The organism is Enterobacter mori (genome assembly GCF_025244905.1).
In the GTDB taxonomy this organism is placed as follows: Bacteria; Pseudomonadota; Gammaproteobacteria; order Enterobacterales; family Enterobacteriaceae; genus Enterobacter; species Enterobacter mori_A.
Genome location: NZ_CP104285.1, coordinates 1,839,117 through 1,864,550, shown reverse-complemented (window position 1 = coordinate 1,864,550; position 25,434 = coordinate 1,839,117). Strand labels below are relative to the sequence as shown.

The 25,434-nt window shown below is 53.1% G+C and carries 30 protein-coding genes; 18 read left to right on the top strand and 12 right to left on the bottom strand.

Translation table 11 applies throughout. The features are described from left to right. Positions 1 to 23: 23 nt before the first annotated feature. The 3 genes from ansA to N2K86_RS08855 all read left to right on the top strand — a co-directional run bounded on the left by ansA (position 24) and on the right by N2K86_RS08855 (position 3,166). A complete protein-coding gene (gene ansA, locus N2K86_RS08865) occupies positions 24 to 1,040 on the top strand; it encodes an asparaginase (protein WP_010430087.1) in 1,017 nt (338 codons plus the stop codon). 9 nt (positions 1,041 to 1,049) lie between these two features. Next, a complete protein-coding gene (pncA, locus tag N2K86_RS08860; RefSeq protein ID WP_260661195.1) occupies positions 1,050 to 1,691 on the top strand; it encodes a bifunctional nicotinamidase/pyrazinamidase in 642 nt (213 codons plus the stop codon). Between the two features lie 218 nt (positions 1,692 to 1,909). Continuing rightward, positions 1,910 to 3,166 carry a glycoside hydrolase family 18 protein gene (locus tag N2K86_RS08855; protein WP_260661194.1) on the top strand — a complete coding sequence of 419 codons (1,257 nt, stop codon included), beginning with the start codon at positions 1,910 to 1,912 and terminating at the stop codon, positions 3,164 to 3,166. 59 nt (positions 3,167 to 3,225) lie between these two features. Here N2K86_RS08855 and N2K86_RS08850 read toward each other — a convergent pair whose 3' ends face one another. Together N2K86_RS08850 and msrB are read right to left on the bottom strand one after the other, a co-directional pair. After that, a complete protein-coding gene (locus N2K86_RS08850) occupies positions 3,226 to 3,504 on the bottom strand; it encodes a YeaC family protein (RefSeq protein ID WP_260661193.1) in 279 nt (92 codons plus the stop codon). Between the two features lie 41 nt (positions 3,505 to 3,545). After that, positions 3,546 to 3,959, bottom strand: a complete 414-nt coding sequence (gene msrB, locus N2K86_RS08845; protein WP_010430078.1) for a peptide-methionine (R)-S-oxide reductase MsrB — start codon at positions 3,957 to 3,959, stop codon at positions 3,546 to 3,548. 341 nt (positions 3,960 to 4,300) lie between these two features. On the opposite strand from msrB, the gene gapA reads away from it, so the two are divergent. Together gapA and N2K86_RS08835 are read left to right on the top strand one after the other, a co-directional pair. Continuing rightward, a complete protein-coding gene (gapA, locus tag N2K86_RS08840) occupies positions 4,301 to 5,296 on the top strand; it encodes a glyceraldehyde-3-phosphate dehydrogenase (protein ID WP_010430074.1) in 996 nt (331 codons plus the stop codon). Between the two features lie 74 nt (positions 5,297 to 5,370). Next, positions 5,371 to 6,255 (top strand): D-hexose-6-phosphate mutarotase, encoded by an 885-nt coding sequence (locus N2K86_RS08835; protein ID WP_260661192.1) that lies wholly within the window; start codon positions 5,371 to 5,373, stop codon positions 6,253 to 6,255. A 78-nt stretch (positions 6,256 to 6,333) separates the two neighbouring features. Here the strand turns inward: N2K86_RS08835 and N2K86_RS08830 are convergent, their stop codons facing one another. After that, positions 6,334 to 7,080, bottom strand: coding sequence for a MipA/OmpV family protein (locus N2K86_RS08830; RefSeq protein WP_260661191.1), 747 nt, complete (start codon positions 7,078 to 7,080; stop codon positions 6,334 to 6,336). Between the two features lie 433 nt (positions 7,081 to 7,513). On the opposite strand from N2K86_RS08830, the gene yeaG reads away from it, so the two are divergent. The 3 genes from yeaG (at position 7,514) to N2K86_RS08815 (ending at position 11,405) form a co-directional block, all read left to right on the top strand. Then, positions 7,514 to 9,448 carry a protein kinase YeaG gene (gene yeaG / locus N2K86_RS08825; RefSeq protein WP_260661190.1) on the top strand — a complete coding sequence of 645 codons (1,935 nt, stop codon included), beginning with the start codon at positions 7,514 to 7,516 and terminating at the stop codon, positions 9,446 to 9,448. 73 nt (positions 9,449 to 9,521) lie between these two features. After that, positions 9,522 to 10,805, top strand: a complete 1,284-nt coding sequence (locus tag N2K86_RS08820; RefSeq protein ID WP_028012767.1) for a YeaH/YhbH family protein — start codon at positions 9,522 to 9,524, stop codon at positions 10,803 to 10,805. Between the two features lie 99 nt (positions 10,806 to 10,904). After that, positions 10,905 to 11,405 (top strand): YbaK/prolyl-tRNA synthetase associated domain-containing protein, encoded by a 501-nt coding sequence (locus N2K86_RS08815; protein ID WP_042719249.1) that lies wholly within the window; start codon positions 10,905 to 10,907, stop codon positions 11,403 to 11,405. A gap of 21 nt (positions 11,406 to 11,426) precedes the next feature. Here the strand turns inward: N2K86_RS08815 and yoaI are convergent, their stop codons facing one another. Then, complete coding sequence (gene yoaI, locus N2K86_RS08810; RefSeq protein ID WP_260661189.1) at positions 11,427 to 11,531, bottom strand: small membrane protein YoaI; 105 nt, start codon at positions 11,529 to 11,531, stop codon at positions 11,427 to 11,429. 144 nt (positions 11,532 to 11,675) lie between these two features. Here yoaI and N2K86_RS08805 point away from each other — a divergent pair, with 144 nt between their 5' ends. Continuing rightward, positions 11,676 to 12,122 carry a DUF441 domain-containing protein gene (locus tag N2K86_RS08805; RefSeq protein WP_003857881.1) on the top strand — a complete coding sequence of 149 codons (447 nt, stop codon included), beginning with the start codon at positions 11,676 to 11,678 and terminating at the stop codon, positions 12,120 to 12,122. Here the strand turns inward: N2K86_RS08805 and N2K86_RS08800 are convergent. After that, positions 12,106 to 12,897 carry an AraC family transcriptional regulator gene (locus tag N2K86_RS08800; RefSeq protein ID WP_260661188.1) on the bottom strand — a complete coding sequence of 264 codons (792 nt, stop codon included), beginning with the start codon at positions 12,895 to 12,897 and terminating at the stop codon, positions 12,106 to 12,108. The two genes, N2K86_RS08805 and N2K86_RS08800, sit on opposite strands and share 17 nt — an antisense overlap. A gap of 99 nt (positions 12,898 to 12,996) precedes the next feature. Here N2K86_RS08800 and N2K86_RS08795 point away from each other — a divergent pair, with 99 nt between their 5' ends. After that, on the top strand, positions 12,997 to 14,184 hold the full coding sequence (locus N2K86_RS08795) for a CynX/NimT family MFS transporter (RefSeq protein WP_260661187.1): 1,188 nt from the start codon (positions 12,997 to 12,999) through the stop codon (positions 14,182 to 14,184). 33 nt (positions 14,185 to 14,217) lie between these two features. Here N2K86_RS08795 and N2K86_RS08790 read toward each other — a convergent pair whose 3' ends face one another. Then, a complete protein-coding gene (locus N2K86_RS08790; protein ID WP_260661186.1) occupies positions 14,218 to 14,925 on the bottom strand; it encodes a CTP synthase C-terminal region-related (seleno)protein in 708 nt (235 codons plus the stop codon). A gap of 101 nt (positions 14,926 to 15,026) precedes the next feature. Between N2K86_RS08790 and N2K86_RS08785 the strand changes: the two genes are divergently transcribed. Next, positions 15,027 to 15,371 (top strand): DUF488 domain-containing protein, encoded by a 345-nt coding sequence (locus N2K86_RS08785; protein ID WP_260661185.1) that lies wholly within the window; start codon positions 15,027 to 15,029, stop codon positions 15,369 to 15,371. Here N2K86_RS08785 and N2K86_RS08780 read toward each other — a convergent pair whose 3' ends face one another. Next, entirely contained in the window at positions 15,372 to 15,677 is a 306-nt protein-coding gene (locus N2K86_RS08780) for a hypothetical protein (RefSeq protein WP_260661184.1), read from the bottom strand. 80 nt (positions 15,678 to 15,757) lie between these two features. Further along, entirely contained in the window at positions 15,758 to 16,012 is a 255-nt protein-coding gene (locus tag N2K86_RS08775; RefSeq protein WP_260661651.1) for a putative hemolysin, read from the bottom strand. A gap of 307 nt (positions 16,013 to 16,319) precedes the next feature. Here N2K86_RS08775 and N2K86_RS08770 point away from each other — a divergent pair, with 307 nt between their 5' ends. The 4 genes from N2K86_RS08770 to N2K86_RS08760 all read left to right on the top strand — a co-directional run bounded on the left by N2K86_RS08770 (position 16,320) and on the right by N2K86_RS08760 (position 19,004). After that, on the top strand, positions 16,320 to 17,348 hold the full coding sequence (locus tag N2K86_RS08770; RefSeq protein ID WP_260661650.1) for a sensor domain-containing diguanylate cyclase: 1,029 nt from the start codon (positions 16,320 to 16,322) through the stop codon (positions 17,346 to 17,348). Positions 17,349 to 17,393: 45 nt separating this feature from the next. Further along, positions 17,394 to 17,492 carry a YoaK family small membrane protein gene (locus N2K86_RS08765; protein ID WP_010430030.1) on the top strand — a complete coding sequence of 33 codons (99 nt, stop codon included), beginning with the start codon at positions 17,394 to 17,396 and terminating at the stop codon, positions 17,490 to 17,492. Further along, entirely contained in the window at positions 17,493 to 17,567 is a 75-nt protein-coding gene (gene yoaJ, locus N2K86_RS22640) for a protein YoaJ (RefSeq protein WP_214597912.1), read from the top strand. 79 nt (positions 17,568 to 17,646) lie between these two features. Continuing rightward, a protein-coding gene (locus N2K86_RS08760) for an IS3 family transposase (RefSeq protein ID WP_260661141.1) occupies positions 17,647 to 19,004 on the top strand; the annotation gives its coding sequence in 2 pieces (ribosomal slippage) (positions 17,647 to 18,109 and positions 18,109 to 19,004; 1,359 coding nt in all). 61 nt (positions 19,005 to 19,065) lie between these two features. On the opposite strand, the gene N2K86_RS08755 is transcribed toward N2K86_RS08760, so the two are convergent. From N2K86_RS08755 to icd, 4 genes are all read right to left on the bottom strand, one after another. Beyond that, on the bottom strand, positions 19,066 to 19,314 hold the full coding sequence (locus N2K86_RS08755; protein WP_010430025.1) for a GlsB/YeaQ/YmgE family stress response membrane protein: 249 nt from the start codon (positions 19,312 to 19,314) through the stop codon (positions 19,066 to 19,068). A 300-nt stretch (positions 19,315 to 19,614) separates the two neighbouring features. Continuing rightward, positions 19,615 to 21,087, bottom strand: coding sequence for a sensor domain-containing diguanylate cyclase (locus N2K86_RS08750; RefSeq protein WP_260661183.1), 1,473 nt, complete (start codon positions 21,085 to 21,087; stop codon positions 19,615 to 19,617). Between the two features lie 305 nt (positions 21,088 to 21,392). Further along, positions 21,393 to 21,638, bottom strand: coding sequence for a YmjA family protein (locus N2K86_RS08745; protein WP_260661182.1), 246 nt, complete (start codon positions 21,636 to 21,638; stop codon positions 21,393 to 21,395). A 134-nt stretch (positions 21,639 to 21,772) separates the two neighbouring features. Beyond that, positions 21,773 to 23,023, bottom strand: coding sequence for an NADP-dependent isocitrate dehydrogenase (gene icd, locus N2K86_RS08740; protein WP_260661181.1), 1,251 nt, complete (start codon positions 23,021 to 23,023; stop codon positions 21,773 to 21,775). A 117-nt stretch (positions 23,024 to 23,140) separates the two neighbouring features. On the opposite strand from icd, the gene rluE reads away from it, so the two are divergent. From rluE to mnmA, 3 genes are read left to right on the top strand one after another with little or no spacing between them, the layout of a single operon-like run. Continuing rightward, complete coding sequence (gene rluE, locus N2K86_RS08735; protein WP_260661180.1) at positions 23,141 to 23,794, top strand: 23S rRNA pseudouridine(2457) synthase RluE; 654 nt, start codon at positions 23,141 to 23,143, stop codon at positions 23,792 to 23,794. A gap of 9 nt (positions 23,795 to 23,803) precedes the next feature. Next, on the top strand, positions 23,804 to 24,277 hold the full coding sequence (locus N2K86_RS08730; protein ID WP_260661179.1) for an NUDIX hydrolase: 474 nt from the start codon (positions 23,804 to 23,806) through the stop codon (positions 24,275 to 24,277). 40 nt (positions 24,278 to 24,317) lie between these two features. Beyond that, positions 24,318 to 25,430, top strand: coding sequence for a tRNA 2-thiouridine(34) synthase MnmA (gene mnmA / locus N2K86_RS08725; protein ID WP_260661178.1), 1,113 nt, complete (start codon positions 24,318 to 24,320; stop codon positions 25,428 to 25,430). The last annotated feature ends 4 nt before the right edge of the window (positions 25,431 to 25,434 follow it).

Sequence of the window (25,434 nt, the reverse complement as noted above, 5' to 3'; positions counted from 1 at the left end):
TTGAAGAACAAGAACTCACACCCATGCAGAAGAAATCGATTTATGTAGCCTACACTGGCGGTACCATCGGGATGCAGCGCTCTGAAAACGGCTATATTCCTGTCTCCGGCCACCTGCAGCGTCAGCTTGCACTGATGCCTGAATTCCACCGCCCGGAAATGCCTGACTTTACCATCCACGAATACGAGCCGCTGATGGACTCCTCCGACATGACGCCGGAAGACTGGCAGCACATCGCGGATGACATTAAAGCTCATTACGACCAGTACGACGGCTTTGTGATCCTGCACGGCACCGACACTATGGCGTTTACCGCTTCCGCGCTCTCCTTCATGCTGGAGAATCTGGGCAAGCCGGTTATCGTCACCGGCTCGCAAATCCCGCTGGCGGAGCTGCGCTCGGACGGGCAGATCAACCTGCTGAATTCCCTTTACGTGGCGGCCAATTACCCGATTAACGAAGTGTCGTTGTTCTTCAACAACCGTCTGTACCGCGGTAACCGCACCACCAAAGCCCATGCCGACGGTTTCGACGCTTTCGCCTCGCCTAACCTGCAGCCGCTGCTGGAGGCCGGTATTCATATCCGTCGTCTGGGCACCCCGCCTGCGCCGAACACCGCCGGCGAGCTGATTGTGCATCCGATCACCCCGCAGCCGATTGGCGTGGTGACGATTTACCCGGGGATCTCCGCCGACGTGGTGCGCAACTTCCTGCGACAGCCGGTGAAAGCGCTGATCTTGCGCTCCTACGGCGTCGGTAACGCCCCGCAGAACGGCGAGTTCCTGAAAGAGTTACAGGAGGCCAGCGAGCGCGGGATCGTGGTAGTGAACCTGACCCAGTGTATGTCCGGAAAGGTCAACATGGGCGGCTACGCCACCGGCAACGCGCTGGCACATGCGGGTGTTATCAGCGGCTTCGATATGACCGTTGAGGCAACGCTGACTAAACTTCACTATTTACTGAGCCAGGATCTGGACATCCAGTCCATTCGCAGCGCGATGATGCAAAACCTGCGCGGCGAACTGACCCCGGACGAATAAGGAGGCCACATGAAGCAACGCGCTCTGTTACTGGTCGATTTGCAAAATGATTTCTGCGCGGGCGGCGCGCTGGCCGTCGCCGAAGGTGACAGCACCGTTGACGTGGCCAACACGCTGATTGACTGGTGCAAAGCCCGTGGTGAAGCAGTTGTCGCAAGCCAGGACTGGCACCCGGCGAACCACGGCAGCTTTGCCAGCCAGCACAACGTCGAGCCCTTCACCCAGGGTGAACTCGACGGGCTGGCGCAAACCTTCTGGCCAGATCACTGCGTACAGCAGACGGAAGGCGCGGAGCTGCATCCGCTCCTGAATCAGAAAGCCATCGATGCGGTGTTCCACAAAGGCGAAAACCCGACTATCGACAGCTATAGCGCGTTTTATGATAACGGGCATCGCCAGAAAACGGCGCTGGACGCGTGGTTACGTCACCATGAAATCACGGAGCTGATTGTGCTGGGGCTGGCCACGGATTACTGCGTGAAGTTCACCGTGCTGGACGCGCTTCAGCTTGGCTACACCGTCAGCGTCATCACCGACGGCTGCCGCGGGGTGAACATTCAACCGCAGGACAGCGCCCAGGCGTTTATGGACATGGCTGCGGAAGGCGCGACGCTGTATACGCTGGAAGACTGGCTGGAGACGCAGGCGTAAGCCTTTTTAGCCGGGTGGCGCTGACGCTTACCCGGCCTACCTTTCCCCATAGGCCGGGTAAGGCGCAGCCGCCCCCCGGCAAAACACCCCCTCCGATCCCCATAAAGTGAACTCCCTCGCATCCCCAGCGAAGCGGCAATGCTATTCTCTTCAGGTTGTTTTTTCGCCACGCCTTTTCCGTGGTGTGGTTATTTTTATTCAGTCAAAGAGGAACTTGTATGAAACGTTTGCCCTTGCTGGCAGCATTACCCCTGCTTTGCGCGTCCGTTGCCTCCGCCAGTACCCTGATGTCCGTGGGCTACTTTAACGGGGGTGGCGATGTCACCGCCGGACCGGGTGGCGATATCAATAAGCTCGACGTTCGCCAGATCACCCACCTGAACTACTCGTTTGGTCTTGTTTACAACAATGAGAAAGACGAAACCAACGCTGCGCTAAAAGATCCGGCAAAGCTGCATCAGATCTGGCTATCGCCAAAAGTCGCCGCCGACCTGGCCCTCATCCCGACCCTGCGTAAACAAAACCCGAACCTCAAAGTGCTGCTTTCTGTCGGTGGCTGGGGCGCTCGTGGCTTCTCTGGCGCAGCGGCAACCAAAGAGACGCGCGCGGTGTTTATCCGCTCCGCGCAGGAGATCGTCGACAAATACGGCCTGGACGGGATCGATCTCGACTGGGAGTATCCGGTCAACGGCGCCTGGGGGCTGGTTGCCAGCACGCCTGCCGACCGGGATAACTTCACCGCCCTGCTGAAAGAGATGCGTGAGGCGTTCGGGCAGAAAAAACTGGTCACCATTGCGGTGGGCGCGAATGCGGAAAGTCCGAAAAGCTGGGTGGATGTCAAAGCCATCGCCCCGCTGCTCGACTACATCAACCTGATGACCTACGACATGGCGTACGGCACCCAGTATTTCAACGCAAACCTGTATGACTCCAGCGCCTGGCCGACAGTGGCTGCCGCCGATAAATACAGCGTCGATTTTGTGGTGAACAACTATCTGGCAGCCGGACTAAAGCCGAAGCAGATGAACCTTGGGATCGGTTTTTACGGTCGCGTACCGAAACGCGCGGTTGAACCGGGCATAGACTGGAGCAAACCCGATGCGCAAAAAAATCCGGTGACACAACCCTACTTCGGGCCTCAGGAGATCGGGTTGTTCAAGTCACTCGGCTATGACCTGACCAAAGATACCTACGTGAAGTACAACGATATCGTCAAAAAACTGCTGAACGATCCGCAGAAGCGCTTTACCGAGCACTGGGACGACCAGGCGAAGGTGCCGTGGCTGTCGGTGAATTCTGCCGACGGGAAGGCGCTGTTTGCGATTTCCTACGAGAACCCGCGTTCTGTGGCGATCAAAGCGGACTACATCAAAGAGAAAGGTCTGGCAGGAGCGATGTTCTGGGAGTACGGGGCTGATGACAACAATCAGCTAGCGAAGCAGCTGGCGGAGTCGCTCGGGATCCCACATAAGTAGTATGTCACCCAACCCTCTCCCTGTGGGAGAGGGTTGGGTGAGGGCATCAACCTGCACCGTTATTGCATTTTGATCGTCGCAATCGGCTTCGGCGTGATGCCAAAGTCTTCTTTTAACTCGCGCTTGCTCTTCATCACCATCTGGCCTTTGGTGTCGATGGTCATGTGCTGCGCGTCGGTGTTATTGCGCGCCTGCCATAACATCACCAGTTGCAGGCTGTTCTCTTTTTGCTCCGGGGTGAGCGCCACACCATCAGGCCATTTTCCCAGCTCAACGGCCGTCACCAGACGCTGATAAACCTCCGGCGTCATACCGCTAATCATGTCATCAATATTCATGATGTCTCCCTTTTAAAGGAATAATTTGCTGAATCGATTTTTCAACCTTTAGTGTGGTCGCCATTTTCGTCATCAGTGAAGCTTAACGAGGCTGAATTCACGCAAAAACGCTCACCCGTTGGCTGAGGCCCATCCGGGAAGACATGCCCGAGGTGCGCATCACAGTTTCCGCAACGAATTTCAGTGCGTACCATGCCGTGCGATGAGTCCGTCAGATAGCGGATCGCGTCATCACTCACCGGCTCGTAAAAGCTCGGCCAGCCACAGCCTGAATCATATTTTGTTTGGGAATTAAACAGCGGCGCATCGCACACCAGGCAGTGATAGACACCGTCTCGCTTGTTGTGCAGTAAACGCCCGGTAAATGGCGGTTCCGTTCCGTGGTTCTGCGTCACGTAAAACTGCATTTCTGTGAGGTTTTTTTTCAAATCGTCGGGGTTACGTTGGTTCGACATATGCTTACATCTCGCTGTAGAAACAGACATCTTCTGACCCGAATTCTAACAAAACATTAACACCCTTGCGTGCACTTTTGTTCTAAACTTATGTGTCGCGAAAAGGCGGTCAGGCAATTGTGATCTATTTCACATTTTAATCCTGCGAGGCCTTTAAAATTCCGGGCGCAGCCCCCATGTGGTTGCTAGCTCAAAGGGAAAGTGAGGCGAGTCAGTCGCACAAACGTTAGTCACAGGATTGATTTGTCGCAATGATTGACACGATTCCGCTTGACGCTGCGTAAGGTTTTTGTAATTTTACAGGCAACCTTTTATTCACTAACAAATAGCTGGTGGAATATATGACTATCAAAGTAGGTATCAACGGTTTTGGCCGTATCGGCCGTATTGTTTTCCGTGCTGCTCAGAAACGTTCTGACATCGAAATCGTTGGTATCAACGATCTCCTGGACGCTGAATACATGGCGTACATGCTGAAGTACGACTCAACTCACGGTCGTTTCGACGGCACCGTTGAAGTGAAAGACGGCCACCTGGTTGTTAACGGTAAAACCATCCGCGTTACTGCTGAGAAAGACCCAGCTAACCTGAAATGGAACGAAATTGGTGTTGACGTTGTAGCTGAAGCTACCGGTATCTTCCTGACCGACGAAACCGCACGTAAACACATCACCGCTGGTGCGAAGAAAGTTGTTCTGACTGGTCCTTCCAAAGACAACACCCCAATGTTCGTTCGTGGTGCTAACTTCGAAAAATACGCTGGCCAGGACATCGTTTCCAACGCATCCTGCACCACCAACTGCCTGGCACCACTGGCTAAAGTTATCAACGACAACTTCGGTATCGTTGAAGGCCTGATGACCACCGTTCACGCAACTACCGCTACTCAGAAAACTGTTGATGGCCCGTCTCACAAAGACTGGCGCGGCGGCCGTGGCGCAGCTCAGAACATCATCCCATCTTCTACCGGTGCTGCTAAAGCTGTAGGCGTTGTACTGCCAGAGCTGAACGGTAAACTGACTGGTATGGCGTTCCGCGTTCCAACCCCTAACGTATCCGTGGTTGACCTGACCGTTCGTCTGGAAAAAGCGGCTTCTTATGAAGAAATTAAGAAAGCAATCAAAGCTGCTTCCGAAGGCGCAATGAAAGGCGTTCTGGGCTACACCGAAGACGACGTTGTATCTACCGATTTCAACGGCGAAGTGTGCACTTCCGTGTTCGATGCTAAAGCAGGTATCGCACTGAACGACAACTTCGTTAAACTGGTTTCCTGGTACGACAACGAAACCGGCTACTCTAACAAAGTACTGGACCTGATCGCTCACATCTCCAAATAAGTTGAGATGAGTGTTTGATCCAAAAAGGCGACTTCGGTCGCCTTTTTTATTGTTTTAAGACAGAGGATTGCTTAATGATTAATAAAATTTTTGCACTTCCGGTAGTCGAACAACTTACCCCTGTGCTCTCCCGCCGTCAGATTGACGGTGCCGACGTTATCGTCGTTGACCATCCGCGCGTCAAAGCGTCCGTGGCGCTGAACGGCGCTCACCTGCTCTCCTGGAAACCGGAAGGAGAAGTGGAAGGCTTATGGCTGAGCGATGCGACCTCGTTCCAAAAAGGGGCAGCGATCCGCGGCGGCGTACCCATCTGCTGGCCGTGGTTCGGTCCTTCCGCGCAGCCGGGTTTACCGTCTCACGGATTCGCCCGTAATCAACAGTGGACGCTGAAAGCACACAACGAAGATGATAACGGCGCGGTACTGACCTTTGAACTGCAGGCAAACGATGAAACTCGCGCCCTGTGGCCGCACGATTTTACCCTGTACGCCCGCTTCAAGCTGGCGAAAACCTGCGAAATTGAGCTGGAAGCCCACGGCGAATTTGAAACGACGGCAGCCCTGCACACCTACTTCAACGTGGGTGATATCAACGCAGTGAAGGTGAGCGGCCTCGGCGATACCTTTATCGACAAAGTTGATAACGCGAAAGAAGGCAAACTGAGCGACGGCGTTCAGGATTTCCCTGATCGTACCGACCGCGTTTTTCTCCACCCCGAAGCCTGCAGCGTGATCCACGATGGTGCCCTGAACCGCGGCATTGAGGTAGTTCATCATCATCACAGCAATGTGGTGGGCTGGAACCCAGGTCCGGCATTGTCTGTCAGCATGGCCGACATTCCCGATGACGGTTACAAAACATTCGTCTGTGTGGAAACAGCATGCGTGACCACGCCGCAGAAAGCGAGCGAAGAAAAACCGTCTCGTTTAGGGCAGACGATTAGCATTGTTAAGCGATAATCGCCCTGCACCACAGAAAAGCAAACGGGGCGCAAGCGCCCCGTTTTGATGCACTGAATGCACGCTAATGATGCACACTCAGAACTTGTAGGTCACACCCACAGAGAAGATGCCTGACCAGGATTTGTCGACCATCGGGCTATCTTTGATTTCATCACTCAGGCGGGTGTAACGGCCTGTACCGTAAACATTCCAGTCACCCAGGAAGTTATAGCTCGCGGTCAGCTCCAGGTACGGATCCCAGCCATCATCCGCGCTGTAGCTTTTCAAACCGCTACGGCGAGATTCAGCTTTAGAAACGCCGTAGTAGTAGTCGTTGTAGTTCTCGCTGCTGTACTGCACACCAATGCCCGGCGTCAGCGTCAGCGCGCCGTTGGTGTACCGATAAAGCCACGCCAGATCCCAGATAAAGCCGTTGCTGTTGTCGAGCGTATCCGCAGCCAGCGCAGTACGCAGGAAGCCATACTGGGTATTATGTACGTAAGAAAGACCCGCCATCAGCGAGCTTCTGCGCTTGTCCAGCTGGCGAAGCGCGTTACTGTCGCTGTCGCCTGGCTTGAAGTGCGTCGGGTCGTAATACGCCATGATCGACAGTTTGTCAGCCGTATCGTTCCACAGATAGTAGCCGCCGCCCAGGCCTCGGAACCAGAAGTTATCGCCTTCATAGGTGACAACGGGAACGGGATACACGTCGCGGTCATACTGTTTGTACGGGCTGTTAATGACACCCGCGCCCGCGCCAACAGTCCACTGACTTTCTGCCTGTGCGGTGTTCACTGCGGTAGCGGCAAGGATGCCCAATGCCAGAAGTTTGAGTTTGGTCACAATCCATTCTTTCCTGTAGTCAAATAATCAGCGGGTGAAGTGTAACCGCCATTCCCGTTCATCCCAAAATTTTTTGCTGACTAATGAGTCTGATTAACCCGTTATTTTTTACTTTTCAGATGACAGGCTGCTTTCATTTATGTGAACCCTGAATGAAAAACGCGGCTTCGCCTTATTACGCACGTGGGAATTTTTGGATGAGTTATTGATATGTCATTGAAATTAGATTTTCTCAGCATGCAAGTTTTGCAAATGCCATCTACGCTTTAATTTAAGAAGAGATTTTGCTGCATACCCCCGCACTTCTTAGCGTCTGACCTGGCACACAGGTTGCTGCTCTGGCAGTGAGGTGCGAGAAATTCTCTTCCGGGAGCCTCCACTACTCATACGAACGGCTCTTATCCTGTGCTAAAAAACGAAAGGACGGCATGCCATGAATATATTCGATCACTATCGCCAGCGCTACGAAGCTGCCAAGGACGAAGAGTTCACACTGCAGGAGTTTCTTACCATTTGTCGGCAAGATCGCAGTGCCTATGCCAATGCGGCAGAACGGCTATTGATGGCTATTGGTGAGCCTAACATGGTTGATACTGCCCTGGAGCCACGGCTTTCCCGTCTCTTTTCGAATCGGGTAGTCGCCCGATATCCGGCGTTTGAAGAGTTCTATGGCATGGAAGATGCCATCGAGCAGATCGTCTCCTACCTGAAGCATGCTGCTCAGGGCCTGGAAGAGAAGAAGCAGATCCTCTATTTGCTGGGGCCTGTGGGTGGCGGTAAATCGTCGCTTGCTGAGCGCCTGAAAGCACTGATGCAGCGCGTGCCGATTTACGTGCTGAGTGCCAACGGGGAACGCAGCCCGGTCAATGACCATCCGCTGTGCCTGTTTAATCCGCAGGAAGATGCGCAGATCCTTGATAAAGAGTTTGGCATCCCGCACCGCTATCTCGGCACGATTATGTCACCGTGGGCGGCAAAACGCCTGCACGAGTTTGGTGGCGATATTACCAAATTCCGCGTCGTCAAAGTCTGGCCGTCAATTCTGGAACAGATCGCTATCGCCAAAACGGAGCCCGGCGACGAGAACAACCAGGATATTTCGGCCCTGGTCGGTAAAGTCGATATCCGTAAGCTGGAACATCACGCGCAAAACGACCCGGATGCCTATGGCTACTCCGGCGCCCTGTGCCGCGCAAACCAGGGAATTATGGAGTTCGTCGAGATGTTTAAAGCACCGATTAAAGTGCTGCATCCGCTGCTGACCGCTACCCAGGAAGGGAACTACAACGGGACGGAAGGTATTTCCGCCCTGCCGTTTAACGGCATCATTCTGGCGCACTCCAACGAATCAGAGTGGGTCACCTTCCGTAATAACAAAAACAATGAGGCGTTCCTCGACCGTGTTTACATTGTCAAAGTGCCTTATTGCCTGCGGATCTCGGAAGAGATCAAAATTTACGAGAAACTGCTTAACCACAGTGAGCTGGTGCACGCCCCTTGCGCACCGGGAACGCTGGAAACGCTGTCTCGCTTCTCCATTCTGTCGCGCCTGAAAGAGCCGGAAAACTCCAGCATCTACTCGAAAATGCGCGTCTATGATGGTGAAAGCCTGAAGGACACCGACCCGAAAGCGAAGTCGTATCAGGAGTACCGCGATTACGCTGGCGTCGACGAGGGGATGAACGGTCTGTCCACGCGTTTCGCGTTTAAGATCCTCTCCCGCGTCTTTAACTTCGACCATGCGGAAGTGGCGGCTAACCCGGTGCATCTGTTCTACGTCCTTGAGCAGCAAATCGAGCGCGAGCAGTTCCCGCAGGAGCAGTCTGAGCGCTACCTTGAGTTCCTGAAAGGCTACCTGATCCCGAAATACGCCGAGTTCATTGGCAAAGAGATCCAGACGGCCTATCTGGAATCCTATTCAGAATACGGGCAGAACATTTTCGACCGTTACGTTACCTATGCTGACTTCTGGATCCAGGATCAGGAATACCGCGACCCGGATACCGGCCAGCTGTTCGACCGTGAATCCCTGAACGCGGAGCTGGAAAAAATCGAGAAGCCTGCCGGTATCAGCAACCCGAAAGACTTCCGTAATGAGATTGTCAACTTCGTCCTGCGCGCCAGAGCGCACAACAACGGGCGTAACCCGAACTGGACCAGCTACGAAAAACTGCGCACGGTCATTGAGAAAAAAATGTTCTCCAATACCGAAGAGCTGTTGCCGGTTATTTCATTTAACGCCAAAACCTCAACCGACGAGCAGAAAAAGCACGACGATTTTGTCGACCGTATGATGGAGAAAGGCTATACCCGCAAACAGGTTCGCCTGCTCTGCGAATGGTACCTGCGCGTGCGCAAATCGTCTTAAAACAAGTGCCCGGTAGCGTTAACGTTTACCGGGCCTACAAAATGCAAGTTGGCAAATGCAGTACGGGGGGTATATGACCTGGTTTATTGACCGGCGTCTTAACGGCAAAAACAAGAGCACGGTGAACCGCCAGCGCTTCTTGCGTCGTTATAAAGCGCAAATTAAACAGTCGATCTCCGAGGCCATCAACAAACGCTCGGTGACTGACGTAGACAGCGGCGAGTCTGTCTCCATCCCCACTGATGACATCAGCGAACCGATGTTTCATCAGGGGCGAGGCGGTCTGCGCCATCGCGTCCATCCAGGTAACGATCACTTTGTTCAGAATGACCGCATCGAGCGTCCACAAGGCGGTGGCGGCGGTTCTGGAAGCGGTCAGGGACAAGCCAGCCAGGACGGCGAAGGTCAGGATGAATTTGTCTTTCAGATTTCGAAAGATGAATATCTCGACCTGCTGTTTGAGGATTTGGCCCTGCCGAATCTGAAAAAGAACCAGCACCGCCAGCTTAACGAATACAAAACCCATCGCGCGGGTTATACCGCAAACGGCGTGCCCGCCAATATCAGCGTCGTGCGTTCGCTGCAGAACTCACTGGCGAGACGGACGGCGATGACGGCCGGTAAACGACGTGAACTGCGCGAACTGGAAAGCAGCCTGAAGGTCGTGGAAAACACGGAACCAGCGCAACTGCTGGAAGAGGAGCGCCTGCGCAAAGAGATTGCCGAGCTACGGGCAAAAATCGACCGCGTGCCGTTTATTGACACGTTTGACCTGCGTTACAAGAACTACGAAAAACGTCCAGAGCCATCCAGCCAGGCGGTAATGTTCTGTCTGATGGACGTTTCTGGTTCAATGGACCAGGCCACCAAAGATATGGCGAAGCGTTTTTATATTCTGCTCTACCTGTTCCTGAGCAGAACCTATAAGAACGTGGAAGTGGTCTATATCCGCCACCACACTCAGGCGAAAGAGGTGGACGAACACGAGTTCTTCTACTCGCAGGAGACCGGTGGGACCATAGTGTCGAGCGCCCTGAAGCTGATGGATGAAGTGGTGAAAGAGCGTTATGACCCGGCGCAGTGGAACATCTATGCCGCGCAGGCGTCGGATGGTGATAACTGGGCCGACGACTCACCGCTGTGTCATGAAATTCTGGCGAAGAAAATTCTGCCCGTCGTGCGTTACTACAGCTATATCGAAATCACCCGCCGCGCGCACCAGACCCTGTGGCGGGAGTATGAGCATCTGCAGTCGATGTTCGATAACTTTGCCATGCAGCATATCCGCGATCAGGATGATATCTATCCGGTATTCCGGGAACTGTTCCACAAGCAGTCTGCCACCAGCAATGCATAACCCAGCAGCCAGCGAATTCGCTGGCTGTTTTCTTTCGACCCCGTTCATCCCGTGATAATGTAGCAAGCTGAAAATGGGTTCATTACCGGGAAAATCGTTATGTCTGAAGATGTTATTGGGACGGCAACTCACCAGCAACTGATTACCTTACTTACCGAGCAGGGTGCACGGTTTCGGGTGATGGAGCACGAGGCGGTGGGGAAATGTGAAGCGGTAAGTGAAATTCGCGGAACCGATCTGAGACAAGGCGCGAAAGCGCTGGTGTGCAAAGTGAAAGGCAACGGCGTAAAAAAACACGTTCTGGCGATCCTGGCCGCCGACCTACAGGCCGACCTGAGCCAGCTTGCCAGCCATTTTGGCGGGCTTAAAGCCTCGCTCGCCAGCCCGGCAGAAGTCGATACCCTGACCGCCTGCGTTTTCGGCGCTATCCCGCCCTTTAGCTTCCATCCTGACCTGGCGCTGGTGGCCGACCCGCTGCTGTTCGAGCGTTTCGACGAAATCGCGTTTAACGCTGGCCTGCTGGAGAAATCCGTCATTATGGATACCCAGGATTACCTGCGTATTGCCCGTCCAGAGCTGGTAACCTTCCATAAAGCGTAATCGCGACGGCTGGCGCCCCCGTCAGCCTTTTCTTTCCAGGAACAGCACGGAGACGACGAGAATCACGGCAATCGCGAAAAATGATGAGGAGATAATCAGCGTTTCAACAAACATGTGATCGTTCATGATGGCGACCCTTTTGCGATATCTGCCTCCGTTTTAATCCGCGTAAATGACAAGGTTATGACAGTAATAAAATCTTTTTAAAACTGCCCTGCGCCGCGTTTGCGCGTACTGTAAGCAGGTTAATTATTTTGGCAAGGATCCCCTATGTTTGACCCTACTCTGCTCATTCTGCTGGCACTCGCCGCGCTCGGCTTTGTCAGCCATAACACCACGGTCGCCATCTCGATTCTGGTGCTGATTATTGTTCGCGTGACCCCGCTCAATACCTTTTTCCCGTGGATAGAAAAACAAGGCCTCACCATCGGGATTATCATTTTGACCATCGGCGTGATGGCCCCGATCGCCAGCGGCACGCTTCCCGCCTCGACGCTGCTGCATTCCTTCGTGAACTGGAAATCGCTGGTGGCGATCGCGGTGGGTGTTTTTGTCTCGTGGCTGGGTGGACGCGGCGTTACGTTGATGAGCAGCCAGCCCTCGCTGGTGGCGGGCCTGCTGGTAGGCACCGTGCTCGGCGTCGCCCTGTTCCGCGGCGTGCCGGTGGGACCGCTGATTGCCGCCGGGCTGGTTTCACTGTTTATTGGGAAGTCGTAGTCAGGCTGGCAATATAGCGTGCAGGCGTCTGCCCCAACCCTTTCTTAAACATGGTAATAAAGGCGGTGGTGGAGTCATACCCCAGTGACTGTGCCACCTGCTGCACGGAGTTCCCACCAATCAGCCACTGCAGGGCGACAATCAACTGCAGCTGGTGTCGCCAGCGCCTGAAGCTTAACCCCGTCTCTTTTACGACCAGCCGCGCCAGGTTGCGCTCGCTCATGGCGAAGTGACTCGCCCACTGCGCCAGCGTTTGCCATGCAGCAGGCTCTTCAGCCATCTTCTCGCTCATCAGGCGAATTTTGGGGTGTGGTGAGACGGGCAGCTGCAAATGCTCCTGACGCTGACGCGGCAGCTCATCAAATAGCACCGCCACCAGCCGCGATGTGGCGGCAAGGAGCAACTCTTCACGCGATCTATCCGCCAGCGACAAAATAAGCTCCCGCACCAGCGGGGAGATTTTCAGGGTGCAACAGCGATCGGGCAAACTGACGGCGCCGGGTTCAATAAACAAAAAGCACAGCTGTGCACCTGGCGTGGCCTTATTGCTGTGCGGCATTTGCCCCGGAACCCATACGGCATACTGCGGGGGCACCATCAGCATAGCGTTTTCCACATCGCAGGTGATCGCGCCTCCCAGCGCCAGGATCAGCTGACCCTTACGGTGATGATGCAGCGGAATATGCTGTTCTTCAGCCACCACGCGGATGCGAAATGCCACCGCAGGGTCGTGCTGGCTATCCGGATCGTAGCCATCCAGCCCAAGACCTATCATAAAGTTGTCCGATATTAGCGATAAACTGTCATTTTAGCTTGATTTCAACCACGCTGAAAATCGGTATTGTGTGCGCTCGCTTGAACGTATGAGAACATAATGACTACAGCTATTCGAACGTCAGGAAAACACGGCGCGTTGCTGATTGCAGGCATCCTGATGATTGCCACCACGCTTCGCGTCACCTTTACCGGAGCGGCGCCGCTGCTTGACACCATCCGTCAGGACTACGGCTTAACCACCGCACAAACCGGTTTGCTCACCACGCTGCCTCTGCTGGCATTTGCGTTAATCTCCCCCCTCGCCGCAGGTGTCGCCCGCCGTATCGGTATTGAGCGCAGCCTGTTTCTCGCCCTGCTGCTGATTTGCGCCGGAATTGGCGTGCGTTCCCTGCCTTCGGCCTCTCTGCTGTTTATCGGTACGGCGGTCATTGGCTGTGGTATCGCACTGGGCAATGTGCTGTTACCGGGGTTAATCAAGCGCGACTTCCCGGGACAGGTGGCTAAGCTCACCGGGGCTTATTCCCTGACAATGGGGGCGTCTGCTGCGTTAGGCTCTGCGCTAATTGTTCCCCTGGCGCTGGGTGATGCGGGCTGGCACGGCGCGCTGCTGATGCTGATGATCTTCCCGCTGGTCGCCCTGCTGCTGTGGCTGCCGCAGTGGCGTCAGACTCCTGCTGCCACCGTGACCGGCGCAGGCGCGTTGCACAATCGCGCCATCTGGCGCTCTGCCCTTGCCTGGCAGGTGACGCTGTTTCTGGGAATCAACTCGCTGATTTACTATGTGATCATCGGCTGGCTGCCAGCGATTTTACTCAGTCATGGCTACAGTGAAACACAGGCAGGCTCGATGCACGGCCTGCTACAGCTGGCCACCGCCGTGCCGGGTCTTGTTGTCCCACTGCTCCTCCATCGCCTGAAAGATCAGCGCGGGATCGCCGGTATCGTGGCACTGATGTGCGCGGTGAGCGCGGCGGGGTTCTGGTTTGCGCCTGACATGGCGGTAATATGGACGCTGGTGTTTGGCTTTGGCTCGGGTGCGACCATGATCCTCGGCCTGACCTTCATCGGTCTGCGCGCCAGCTCTGCACACCAGGCGGCGGCGTTATCCGGTATGGCGCAGTCGATTGGTTATCTGCTGGCCGCCTGCGGACCACCGCTGATGGGGAAAATTCACGACACTGCCGGAGACTGGCGCATTCCACTGATGGCCTGCGCGCTGGCCGCGGCGGTGATGGCGGTTTGCGGCGTGCTTGCCGGGCGTGACCGGGAGATCACACCCCGCTAATAACAAGGGCAGACCCGATAGTCTGCCCTTGCATTATCCGCGTGCCGCGCGCAGCATCGCCTGCACCAGCACCACCGGACGCCCTTCAAGCGCTGCACGTTCATGCTGGAATAAGGTGATCACAAAGAACGGGTGCGTAACCAGTTCGGCTGCGCGAATGTCGCCCTGTTCGTCCCAGCCCGTCACGCGCATATCACCACTCTCCAGTTGCTGTGCAAATTCTGGCGACACGCCATAGTTGCAGTGATAACCCTCTACAATTTCCGGCTTTCCGTAGGCTTTCGCGATAAGCGTATTGTTGCGCAGTTCAACGGCATCGGTTTTTTCCACCAGCGAGCAGGCCAGCGGCGCAATCACCATCGTCCCTTCGGTGTCCGTTTCGGCGTGAGCCGCATCACTCCAGCCCAGCACATTGCGCGCGTACTCAATCAATGCGTGCTGGAACCCACCGCAGGTCCCAAGGAAGGGAATGCTGTTTTCACGGGCGTAGCGTGCGGCGATGAAGGCCGCCTCGGTGTTCTTATAGGGACTTGCAGGCACCAGCCAGATGGCATCATAGCCTACCAGGTCTTCCGGACTGGTCAGCTCCGTTGTTGCAAGCCAGTCATAATCTGCGGTGAGATCCAGTACAGCAGCGGCATCGTCAATAGCCAGTGGGATCGCCTGATGCGCAACCACATTAGCGTTATAATCGCCAACAAGAGCAATGCGCAGCGTCGTTTTAACCGGGAGGTGTTCCATGAGGGAGTCCTTATGCCAAAGTATTATCAGATAACATAAGGAACCTCAGACTACCGATCTTCTGCAATTATCACAATACCTTAAATTGGGAGGGGTGAAATATGATTCAGTGCAAGCGCCTGTACGATCGGGCCAGTCAGGAGGATGGTTATCGGGTTCTGGTAGACCGGTTGTGGCCACGCGGGGTGAAAAAAACAGACCTCGCGTATGATGAATGGTGTAAAACGCTCACGCCTTCAAACGAATTGCGCAAAGCATTTCATAGCGAAACGATTGATTTTACTGCCTTCAGTAAGGCGTATCGGGAAGAGCTGGCGCAGCATAAGGACGAAGGCCAGCGTCTGGCAGCTCTGGCAAACACGCAGACCTTAACTCTGCTCTACGGCGCTAAAGACACGGCGCAAAATCATGCCCTGGTTTTGGCTGACTGGCTGCGCCATCTGTAATCAACCGATCGTCAGTTCATCACAGGTCTGCGATGTTTCGTCCGGCGTCAGCGGCAGCAGATGTTCCGGACGGACAAACGCAAAACCATGCTGATTATCAAACGCATAGATATCTCCCGTCACCAGCCACAGCGCACGATCCGCCGTTGCAGGCAGCTGCGTCATCACGCCGTTTACTGGATTAACAAAACGCTGACCTGGCTGGCAAAGACCAAACAGCTCCACCGATTTTCCAACATTGCGGCGGCCAGCTGGCGTACGCGCGCCAATGATTATCGCCAGGCTGCCCGGCTTTAACTGAAACATACTTCTCTCGCGGTCAATATCGCCAGAAACTGGCTAAGAATAATCCTAAAGAGAAGTGTATCGCAGACAGTAGCCCGCTGTCACCTGGCAGGTTGCGGGTGGTCGCGACGGTAGAGGTCCCATTCATCAATCACTTCACCGCCAGGCAGTTTGCACTCGGTACGCACCCCCTGCGGACTTTGCACCGGGATCTGTTCGCCACCTTTCTCCAGGCAGTAAACGGAGGCCGGGTTCGCCATACCTACCGCCTGCGGCGGCATTGGGGCGTCAGGTTGAGTGGCTTTTGTTGTGCATGCCGCGAGCGGTAACGCCAGCGCCAGTAACAGATATTTCATCATCGCGATCCTTAAAGCGTCCTGAAAACGTCAGGGTAACGGGTCAGGAGGGTTTTCTCCATGATTTCTCCATCGTAACTGCACTTTTTACCCTTACAGTGTTGCGTGTTCTCGATATGACCAGAGAACATCATTCCGTAATCAAGATGTCTTTGCCCCGGTCTCTGCACCGGGGCCTTTTTGTCTCCAGAATCGTCCCGGAGAATGTATAAAATTTGTTATATTCATGTTTTACTATGTCGAAATTGGAAAATTTCAGCATAACATGCAGATGCAGACGTCTTCTGTATGGGAGTCAACCCACGTCATGTCGGATATCATCCTTGCCCGTGTTTCTGAAACACTCGCCACCGAGCAATCCTTAGAAAGTCTTGTACGCCAGCTGCTGGAGATGCTGGAAATTGTGACCGAAATGGAATCCACCTACCTGACAAAGGTGGATATCAACGCGCGGTTGCAGCATATTCTTTATGCCCGCAACAGTAAGCAGATGCAGATCCCTGAAGGGCTGAGCGTTTCGTGGGGGGACACCCTGTGCAAGCGTGCGATAGACAGCGATACGCTGTTCAGCAACGACGTGGCGGGTCGCTGGCCTGAGTGCGAAGCCGCAAAAGCGCTTGGAATTACAACCTACATGAGTATCCCTATTCACCTGGCTGATGGTTCGATTTATGGGACCCTGTGCGCGACCAGCACGGAGAAGAAGCAGCTTAGCGAGCGCGGTGAACAAGTGCTGAAGCTGTTTGCCGGTTTAATTGCACAGTACATTCAGAAAGAATCTCTGGTGGCCCAGCTTCGCGAAGCCAATGCAGCCCTTATCGCCCACTCTTATACCGATGCTCTCACAGGGTTACCCAACCGTCGGGCGATTTTCGAGAATCTCACCACCCTGTTTTCCTTAGCTAAACACCTTAAACGCAACGCCATTATTGCGTTTATCGATTTGGATGATTTCAAACTGATTAACGATCGCTTCGGGCATGAGACGGGCGATCGATTCCTGATCGAAGTGGGCAAGCGACTCACTGACGAACAGACCGAGGACGAGATCGTCGGAAGATTAGGCGGCGATGAGTTTCTGGTAGCCTGTCTGAGTCAAAGCACAGAAGAAGCCGAAAGGACGCAAATTAATCTGCTGAAAACCCAGCTTAGCGCTCGCATTGCGGGTGAATACTGGCTCGGTCAGGTTCATATTGTGTATCCGGGTGCGAGTCTGGGCATCGTGGAAGTTGATCCCGCCAGTACCGATGCGGACAGCGCGTTACAGGCGGCAGATATGGCGATGTATCAAGACAAAAAAGGAAAAAGCAAAACACGCTTTCTCACGATAGATTAACCCCGTACACTCTACGGCGTTACGTAAAACGATAAAGGTGATGGCATGCGAATAGGGATCCTCTTCCCGGTTGTTATTTTTATAACGGCGGTGATTTTTTTGGCCTGGTTTTTCATTGGCGGTTACGCTGCGCCGGGGGCATAAATGAGAAAAACTACCCTCATTATGTTGGTTGTGGCAATCGTGGCAGTAGCAGGTTCACAGTTCGGCTGGTGGTAAACCTCCAATGTAAAAAGGCCGCCATCTTGAAGTGAACCCCGAAAGTTGGACATCCAACGATTAGGGGTTTTGCGTTTCAATGGGCAGAAAAAAATATTCATCTGAATTCAAGCAACAAGTTGTTCTCCACTATCTGAACAGTGGTGACGGTGCAAAGAAAACGGCCAGGCTGTTCGGCGTCGATCACGGAGCGGTCAGACGCTGGACTGAACACTGGAAAGTGAACGGGGTGAACGGTTTTTCCATTCCTACCAGAGCTTACTCTGCTGAGTTCAAAGAGTCTGTTGTGCTCTGGATGCAGCAACATAACAAGTCATCCCGGAAAGCTGCGGCGGAGTTTTGCATCGCAACCGCTTATACTGTCAGCAAGTGGGAGCGCCTTTACCGTGAAGGCGGTGTTATTGCCTTACAAGATAAACCCAGAGGGCGTCCGGTGAAGTCTGGTAAGAACGAAACGTCAGATAAAAAACTTAAAAATTCCCCTCCAGCGTTTCAGAGCGTTGAAGAAGAGCTTGAATACTTGAGGGCGGAAAATGCCTACCTAAAAAAGCTTCAGGCCTTGATTCGGGAAAAGCAGAAGACAAAGCAAAAATAATTACCGAATTGAGGCAAAACCATAACCTGAGGATGCTGCTTCATATAGCAGGATTGCCTCGCAGCACTTACTACTGGCACGTTAGGGCGGAGGACAGTGGAGAGCGCTATGAGGGCGAACAGCAAAGAATAGCCGCACTGTTTCATTATCATAAAGGACGATATGGTTACCGCCGCATTACCCTGGCGTTGCGCAATGAAGGCTACGGCATAAATCATAAAACAGTACGAAAACTGATGCGTAAGATGGGGCTGGCCTCATGCCTGAGAAGCAAGAAGTATCAGTCATACAAAGGTACCTACGGTAAAATCGCACCAAACATCCTGTCTCGTAATTTTAAGGCCAGCAGTCCAAACCAGAAATGGGTTACAGACGTGACCGAGTTCAACGTAAAAGGGACAAAGCTATATTTGTCACCAGTGCTGGATCTGTATAACAGCGAGATAATAGCCTGGCATATGACGACGCATCCGGGAATGAACCTGGTCGACAACATGCTCAGCAAGGCCATACAGCGGCTAAAGCCAGATGAAAGACCGATACTGCACTCTGATCAGGGCTGGCAATATCAGATGGCACGGTATCAGGAAAAGCTTAAGGTTAAAGGTATAGAGCAAAGCATGTCGCGCAAAGGAAACTGTCTGGACAATGCAGTGATAGAAAACTTTTTTGGTCTGTTGAAGACAGAATGTTGGTACCACGAAGAGTATGAAAATACGGACCATCTACGAAAAGTAGTGGAAGAGTACATCCATTATTACAACAACGAACGAATCAAGCTAAAACTAAACGGCCTGAGTCCAGTACAATACCGAACTCAGGCTATGTCAGCCGCCAGTTAAGAAAGTGTCCAATATATGGGGTTCACTTCAATCTGGCAGCCTTTTTTAGCAAATAACAGAGCTAGCTTTTGATTTTTCTGTAGATAAACAGAACCACCAGGGCACCAATCACCGCGACGGCAAAGCTGCCAAAATTGAAGCCATCTACTTTGCCAAACCCGAACAGGGTACTGATCCAGCCGCCAACGACTGCACCCACGATCCCCAGTATTACGGTTACGAAGAACCCACCACCATCTTTGCCTGGCATAATCCACTTCGCCAGGATCCCCGCAATCAGCCCAAAGATAATCCAGGATAAAATTCCCATAGCTTTCCTCTCTGTATGGTTTTTGTCATTAAATCAACGACACAGAAAAGGATAGCACAGGATTTAAGAAAGGAAATTTGTGATAAGCATCACAGGGTTTGATTGAGTAAAATCTGACCTATAAAAAAAGCCGTTCCACATGAAGTGTGGGGTTGCATCTTTTGTTGAGAAAGATTATCTTTCTCAATACTGAATAGTTGAGTGAAATGCTCAGGTATTCAGTACGACATTGCTCACATTGCTTCCAGTATTTCTTGCCCACTCTTGAGTGGGCTTTTTTTTGCCTGCAAGACAGATACATCATACTGCAATAAAGGCATGCTGGTTTCGTCCGGCCCGTTTTGCCTGATAGAGCGCACGATCGGCAGCGATAATAATGTTCTGCTGGCTGCCTGCAATTTCCACGGCACGCGCGGTGGAGACCCCTACGCTTACCGTTACCCGCCCAAAGGGGCTGAAATCGTGTTCAATATTCAGGGAACAGACATTGCGAATAATCGATTTGCCAAGGCGACACGCCTCCTCGATATCGGTGTCAGGCAAGATGAGCGCAAATTCCTCGCCGCCGTATCTCGCCACAATTTGGTTGTCCCGGGTAAGGCTTTTCCTGAGGCAATCTCCCAGAAGGCTAAGACAGCGATCCCCTTCCGGGTGCCCATAGTTGTCATTGTATTTTTTGAAGAAATCGGCATCCACAATCAGCACTGAAATCGGCGAATTGTCAGCCGCACAGCGCGCAATTTCAGACAGGATCTTTTCATCAAATGCGCGGCGATTGAAAAGCCCGGTCAATGCATCTTCGGAGGCAATGATCTGAAGCTCTTTGTTAACCCGGTTTTTTCTGGATAAGTCTACATACAAAAAGTAGGAAGCCACGATCAGCACGGCGGTTAAAATAACAATTACAACGGCGAGCTGAATGGCCTGCTTGCGCCAGGGAGAAAGCGCCTCCTCCTTGCTGACCGCCACGGTCGTCACCAAACCGTAGCGTCTGTTTTTCTCAAACGCGTAGATGCGTTCGATTTTATCAAACCGCGAGACGGAACTGGCTATCCCGGCATTCTGTACCTTGAGATACTCCTTAAAGAGGGGGGAGTCAGAAACAATCGCGCCAATATAGTTATTTTTAAAAGGGTGCCGAACCAGTAATACACCTGTTTGCGTCGTTAAACCAATAACCCCGGAATGACCAATGTTAATCTGTCCGTATAGCGCAAGAAAGTTTTCGATACCCAGCGTAACCACAACAACCCCGTTAAAGGCCCCCGAGTGCGTTTCCAGGCGTCGACTGATGGTAATCACCCATTTACCGTTTGTTCTGCTCACCACAGGTTGACCAATAAAAATCTGCGGACTTTTATTTTCTTGGTGATACACAAAAAATGGCCTGTCTGCCCCTTTACGGGAACCGGAAAACCCCTCATGCAATGCCGTGAAGATATCCCCTTTCGCATCGTAAACGACGACATTATTTATCTGAGAAAGTAAATCATCCTGATTTGTTATTATCCGCTGAATATTCACAGCCTGCTGCGGCGTCATGCCATAAATTTCAATCATGTCAGAAACAGTGGTAATCAACATTTCACTTTGGCGCATAATCCCCTCAGTGTACACATCAAGGGTATGGCTGAGGTTGGCAACGCTGGTATTAATTTGTTGAATTGATTGCTGTCTGGACGTGGCGATCTGAACGACAAGCGACAGCGAAATAATCAGTGAGACGATGATGACGGTAATGGTTGTTGTGTTAAACGCGTTTTTCACATGCACGAGCTAATCCACCTTATCACGCCTGATATCCCTGGCTGACAACTCTTGTCACTGTAACAAAGGTCAGTATAAGAGGAAAATAAATTGTACTTAAGCCATGCAAATGAAACCACCAGTATTGGTTTTAAGCTGGAAGTATTCACGGAATAAAATTCCTGAGGCATTGATAACTGGCTAACGCATTAAAAATGCGTTAGCCCGTATGCATATTCAGGAAGTTAATTATCGGGAATTAATATCTTCCGACATTAAAACATTAATAGATGACGTTGGCATGCAACCCTCATTCAGACAGCACCCCGGCGTTACTCGTTGCCCCACTGGTTAAGGAAGTTCGCAACATCATCTATCCGCATCGTGCGGATCCCTGCTGTGCTGGCCATCTCTTGCTGGGCTTCTTCGCTGATCTCTTCGTTATTTGCCAAACGGGTAAGCAACAGCTGGAAATACTGAGCCAGGCCGTCACGCTCAGATTCGCTTACAGCTTCAGCCGCTTCCGTCGAGTATTCATCGACGATGTCATAAAATTTAAGTGGGGTTTCGTTGTTCATAATCATTCTTGAGTCTGACAGTTAAAGAGGATTGTAGCGAGTATATCCCCTGACCAAAGCCTGGAGTCAACGTCGCAAAGGCAAAAAAAACGGGAACCCTCAGGCCCCCGCTCTTGTTTAACCCAGAATCTGGATTACATGTTCGCGATAATCGCGTCGCCAAACTCTGAACATTTCAGCAGCTTAGCGCCTTCCATCAGACGTTCGAAGTCATAGGTGACGGTTTTGGCGTTAATCGCGCCTTCCATACCTTTAACGATCAGGTCTGCGGCTTCGAACCATTCCATATGACGCAGCATCATCTCTGCGGACAGGATGATAGAGCCTGGGTTCACTTTGTCCTGGCCTGCGTATTTAGGCGCAGTACCGTGGGTCGCTTCGAACAGGGCGCACTCGTCACCGATGTTCGCGCCTGGGGCGATACCGATACCGCCAACCTGCGCTGCCAGGGCGTCAGAGATGTAGTCACCATTCAGGTTCATACAGGCGATTACGTCGTATTCAGCAGGACGCAGCAGGATCTGCTGCAGGAACGCATCGGCGATCACATCTTTGATGATGATCTCTTTTCCGGTGTTAGGGTTCTTGATCTTCTGCCATGGGCCGCCGTCGATCAGCTCACCGCCGAACTCTTCGGTCGCCAACTGGTAGCCCCAGTCTTTGAACGCGCCTTCGGTGAACTTCATGATGTTGCCTTTGTGAACCAGGGTCACAGAGTCACGGTCGTTGGTGATCGCGTATTCGATGGCCGCACGCACCAGACGCTTGGTACCGTCTTCTGAGCATGGTTTGATGCCGATACCGCAATGTTCAGGGAAACGAATTTTCTTCACGCCCATCTCTTCGCGCAGGAATTTAATCACTTTTTCTGCGTCAGCAGAGTCCGCTTTCCATTCGATACCTGCGTAGATGTCTTCTGAGTTTTCGCGGAAGATAACCATGTCGGTCAGTTCAGGGTGCTTAACCGGGCTTGGGGTGCCCTGATAGTAACGAACCGGACGCAGACACACGTACAGGTCCAGCTCCTGACGCAGTGCCACGTTCAGGGAACGGATACCGCCGCCAACTGGCGTCGTCAGTGGGCCTTTAATAGCAACGCGGTAGTCGCGGATCAGGTCCAGCGTTTCTGCTGGCAGCCAGACATCCTGGCCATAAACTTGAGTAGATTTCTCACCGGTGTAAATTTCCATCCAGGAAATTTTACGCTCGCCTTTGTAGGCTTTCTCAACAGCGGCATCAACCACTTTCAGCATTGCCGGGGTAACGTCTATACCGATACCGTCGCCTTCAATGAACGGGATAATCGGATTGTGAGGAACGTTAATCTTGCCGTTTTGCAGGGTGATCTTTTTACCTTCCGCCGGAACAACTACTTTGCTTTCCATTAACCTCTCCTTCGAGCGCTTCTGGTTGTTACTGATCTTATGTTAATAAATTGTAATGAGCCCTTCGATAGTACCTGAATGTCCGACGCCATGAAAGGTCTTCGTTATTAGGCTATAATGCGGCAATTGATAACGCCTGAAAATACCATGAAGAAAACTTCTTTTACAAAACACCGGGTTGAGCGATTCAGCTCGCGACAAGCCACCAGAAGACCACAAGAAACCCAGCCGACGCGGGTGATTCTGTTCAATAAACCCTACGATGTTTTGCCACAGTTCACCGACGAGGCCGGGCGCAGCACGCTGAAGGACTACATTCCCGTTCAGGGCGTCTACGCCGCCGGGCGACTCGACCGCGACAGCGAAGGGCTACTGGTCTTAACCAACAACGGCGCCTTGCAGGCAAAGCTCACTCAACCGGGTAAACGTACCGGGAAAATTTACTTTGTGCAGGTGGAAGGCGAACCGGATGAAGCGACGCTGGCGACGTTGCGCAGCGGCGTGACGTTAAATGACGGTCCCACCCTGCCCGCGGGTATTGAGCGCGTGAATGAGCCGGAATGGCTATGGCCGCGCAACCCGCCGATTCGTGAACGTAAATCCATTCCGACAAGCTGGCTTAAAATCACCCTTTACGAAGGCCGCAACCGTCAGGTTCGCCGGATGACGGCACTCGTTGGCTTCCCAACCCTGCGTCTGATTCGCTACGCCATGGGCAGCTACACGCTGGATTCACTGGCGAACGGCGAATGGCGGGACGCTGTCCCTTAAGGAGAAACGATGTTCAAACCTCATGTTACGGTCGCCTGTGTGGTTCACGCCCGGGGCAAATTCCTTGTTGTTGAAGAGAGCATCAACGGCAAAGCGCTGTGGAATCAACCTGCCGGACATCTTGAAGCCAATGAAACCCTTCTGCAGGCAGCGAAACGCGAGCTGTGGGAAGAGACCGGCATTCACGCTGAGCCCCAGCACTTCATCCGTATGCATCAGTGGATTGCGCCCGATAGCACCCCATTCCTGCGTTTTTTATTCACCGTTGAGCTTAGCGAAACGTGCGCCACTGAACCGCACGATGACGATATCGATCGCTGCCTGTGGGTGACCGCCGACGAGATCCTGAACGCGCCAAACCTGCGCTCGCCGCTGGTTGCGGAAAGCATCCGCTGCTGGCAGTCTGCGGGGCGCCTGCCGCTGGATGTCATCGGAGAATTTAACTGGCCGTTTACAGAGGGTGTCAACGGTGGGGGGGCGTGATAGAATACGCCGCCTTGAAGTTCAATGTCGTGAGTATTCCATGTCAGATAATAGCCAGAAAAAAGTGATCGTCGGCATGTCCGGCGGTGTCGATTCCTCCGTTTCCGCCTACCTGTTACAGCAACAGGGCTATAAGGTGGAGGGCCTGTTCATGAAGAACTGGGAGGAAGATGATGGTGAGGAATATTGCACTGCCGCTGCGGATCTCGCCGATGCGCAGGCCGTGTGTGACAAGCTCGGCATTGAACTGCACACCGTTAACTTTGCTGCGGAATACTGGGACAACGTCTTTGAACTGTTCCTGGAAGAGTACAAAGCGGGCCGCACGCCGAACCCCGATATTCTCTGCAACAAAGAGATCAAATTCAAAGCCTTCCTGGAATTCGCCGCAGAAGATTTGGGCGCAGACTACATTGCGACCGGTCACTACGTGCGTCGCGCAGATGTGAATGGCAAAAGCCAGCTTCTGCGCGGTCTGGACGGCAATAAAGACCAGAGCTACTTCCTTTACACGCTGAGCCACGAACAGATTGCCCAAAGTCTGTTCCCGGTCGGCGAGCTGGAAAAGCCAGAAGTGCGTAAAATCGCCGAAGAGCTGGACCTGATCACCGCGAAGAAAAAAGACTCCACCGGCATCTGCTTCATCGGCGAGCGTAAATTCCGTGAATTCCTGGGTCGCTACCTGCCCGCACAGCCGGGCAAAATTGTCACCGTTGATGGCGATGAAATTGGTCAGCATCAGGGTCTGATGTACCACACGCTCGGCCAGCGTAAAGGTCTGGGTATCGGCGGGACCAAAGATGGCAGCGAAGATCCGTGGTACGTTGTCGACAAAGATGTCGAAAACAATATTCTGGTTGTTGCTCAGGGTCACGACCATCCGCGTCTGATGTCCGTTGGGCTTATCGCGCAGCAGCTGCACTGGGTCGATCGCGAACCATTGAAAGGCACGCTCCGCTGCACGGTGAAAACGCGCTACCGCCAGACAGACATCCCTTGCACCGTAACCGCACTGGATGACGATCGCATTGACGTACGTTTCGACGAGCCGGTTTCCGCCGTTACGCCGGGTCAGTCTGCTGTTTTTTACAGCGGCGAAATTTGCCTGGGCGGCGGGATCATTGAACAGCGCCTGCCGCTGCCTGCTGTTTAATACG

Coding starts and splice junctions, on each gene's coding strand:
- ansA (WP_010430087.1), top strand. CDS start 24: ATGCAGAAGAAATCGATTTATGTAGCCTACACTGGCGGTACCATCGGG.
- pncA (WP_260661195.1), top strand. CDS start 1,050: ATGAAGCAACGCGCTCTGTTACTGGTCGATTTGCAAAATGATTTCTGC.
- N2K86_RS08855 (WP_260661194.1), top strand. CDS start 1,910: ATGAAACGTTTGCCCTTGCTGGCAGCATTACCCCTGCTTTGCGCGTCC.
- N2K86_RS08850 (WP_260661193.1), bottom strand. CDS start 3,504: ATGAATATTGATGACATGATTAGCGGTATGACGCCGGAGGTTTATCAG.
- msrB (WP_010430078.1), bottom strand. CDS start 3,959: ATGTCGAACCAACGTAACCCCGACGATTTGAAAAAAAACCTCACAGAA.
- gapA (WP_010430074.1), top strand. CDS start 4,301: ATGACTATCAAAGTAGGTATCAACGGTTTTGGCCGTATCGGCCGTATT.
- N2K86_RS08835 (WP_260661192.1), top strand. CDS start 5,371: ATGATTAATAAAATTTTTGCACTTCCGGTAGTCGAACAACTTACCCCT.
- yeaG (WP_260661190.1), top strand. CDS start 7,514: ATGAATATATTCGATCACTATCGCCAGCGCTACGAAGCTGCCAAGGAC.
- N2K86_RS08820 (WP_028012767.1), top strand. CDS start 9,522: ATGACCTGGTTTATTGACCGGCGTCTTAACGGCAAAAACAAGAGCACG.
- N2K86_RS08815 (WP_042719249.1), top strand. CDS start 10,905: ATGTCTGAAGATGTTATTGGGACGGCAACTCACCAGCAACTGATTACC.
- yoaI (WP_260661189.1), bottom strand. CDS start 11,531: ATGAACGATCACATGTTTGTTGAAACGCTGATTATCTCCTCATCATTT.
- N2K86_RS08805 (WP_003857881.1), top strand. CDS start 11,676: ATGTTTGACCCTACTCTGCTCATTCTGCTGGCACTCGCCGCGCTCGGC.
- N2K86_RS08800 (WP_260661188.1), bottom strand. CDS start 12,897: ATGATAGGTCTTGGGCTGGATGGCTACGATCCGGATAGCCAGCACGAC.
- N2K86_RS08795 (WP_260661187.1), top strand. CDS start 12,997: ATGACTACAGCTATTCGAACGTCAGGAAAACACGGCGCGTTGCTGATT.
- N2K86_RS08790 (WP_260661186.1), bottom strand. CDS start 14,925: ATGGAACACCTCCCGGTTAAAACGACGCTGCGCATTGCTCTTGTTGGC.
- N2K86_RS08785 (WP_260661185.1), top strand. CDS start 15,027: ATGATTCAGTGCAAGCGCCTGTACGATCGGGCCAGTCAGGAGGATGGT.
- N2K86_RS08780 (WP_260661184.1), bottom strand. CDS start 15,677: ATGTTTCAGTTAAAGCCGGGCAGCCTGGCGATAATCATTGGCGCGCGT.
- N2K86_RS08775 (WP_260661651.1), bottom strand. CDS start 16,012: ATGAAATATCTGTTACTGGCGCTGGCGTTACCGCTCGCGGCATGCACA.
- N2K86_RS08770 (WP_260661650.1), top strand. CDS start 16,320: ATGTCGGATATCATCCTTGCCCGTGTTTCTGAAACACTCGCCACCGAG.
- N2K86_RS08765 (WP_010430030.1), top strand. CDS start 17,394: ATGCGAATAGGGATCCTCTTCCCGGTTGTTATTTTTATAACGGCGGTG.
- N2K86_RS08755 (WP_010430025.1), bottom strand. CDS start 19,314: ATGGGAATTTTATCCTGGATTATCTTTGGGCTGATTGCGGGGATCCTG.
- N2K86_RS08745 (WP_260661182.1), bottom strand. CDS start 21,638: ATGAACAACGAAACCCCACTTAAATTTTATGACATCGTCGATGAATAC.
- icd (WP_260661181.1), bottom strand. CDS start 23,023: ATGGAAAGCAAAGTAGTTGTTCCGGCGGAAGGTAAAAAGATCACCCTG.
- rluE (WP_260661180.1), top strand. CDS start 23,141: ATGCGGCAATTGATAACGCCTGAAAATACCATGAAGAAAACTTCTTTT.
- N2K86_RS08730 (WP_260661179.1), top strand. CDS start 23,804: ATGTTCAAACCTCATGTTACGGTCGCCTGTGTGGTTCACGCCCGGGGC.
- mnmA (WP_260661178.1), top strand. CDS start 24,318: ATGTCAGATAATAGCCAGAAAAAAGTGATCGTCGGCATGTCCGGCGGT.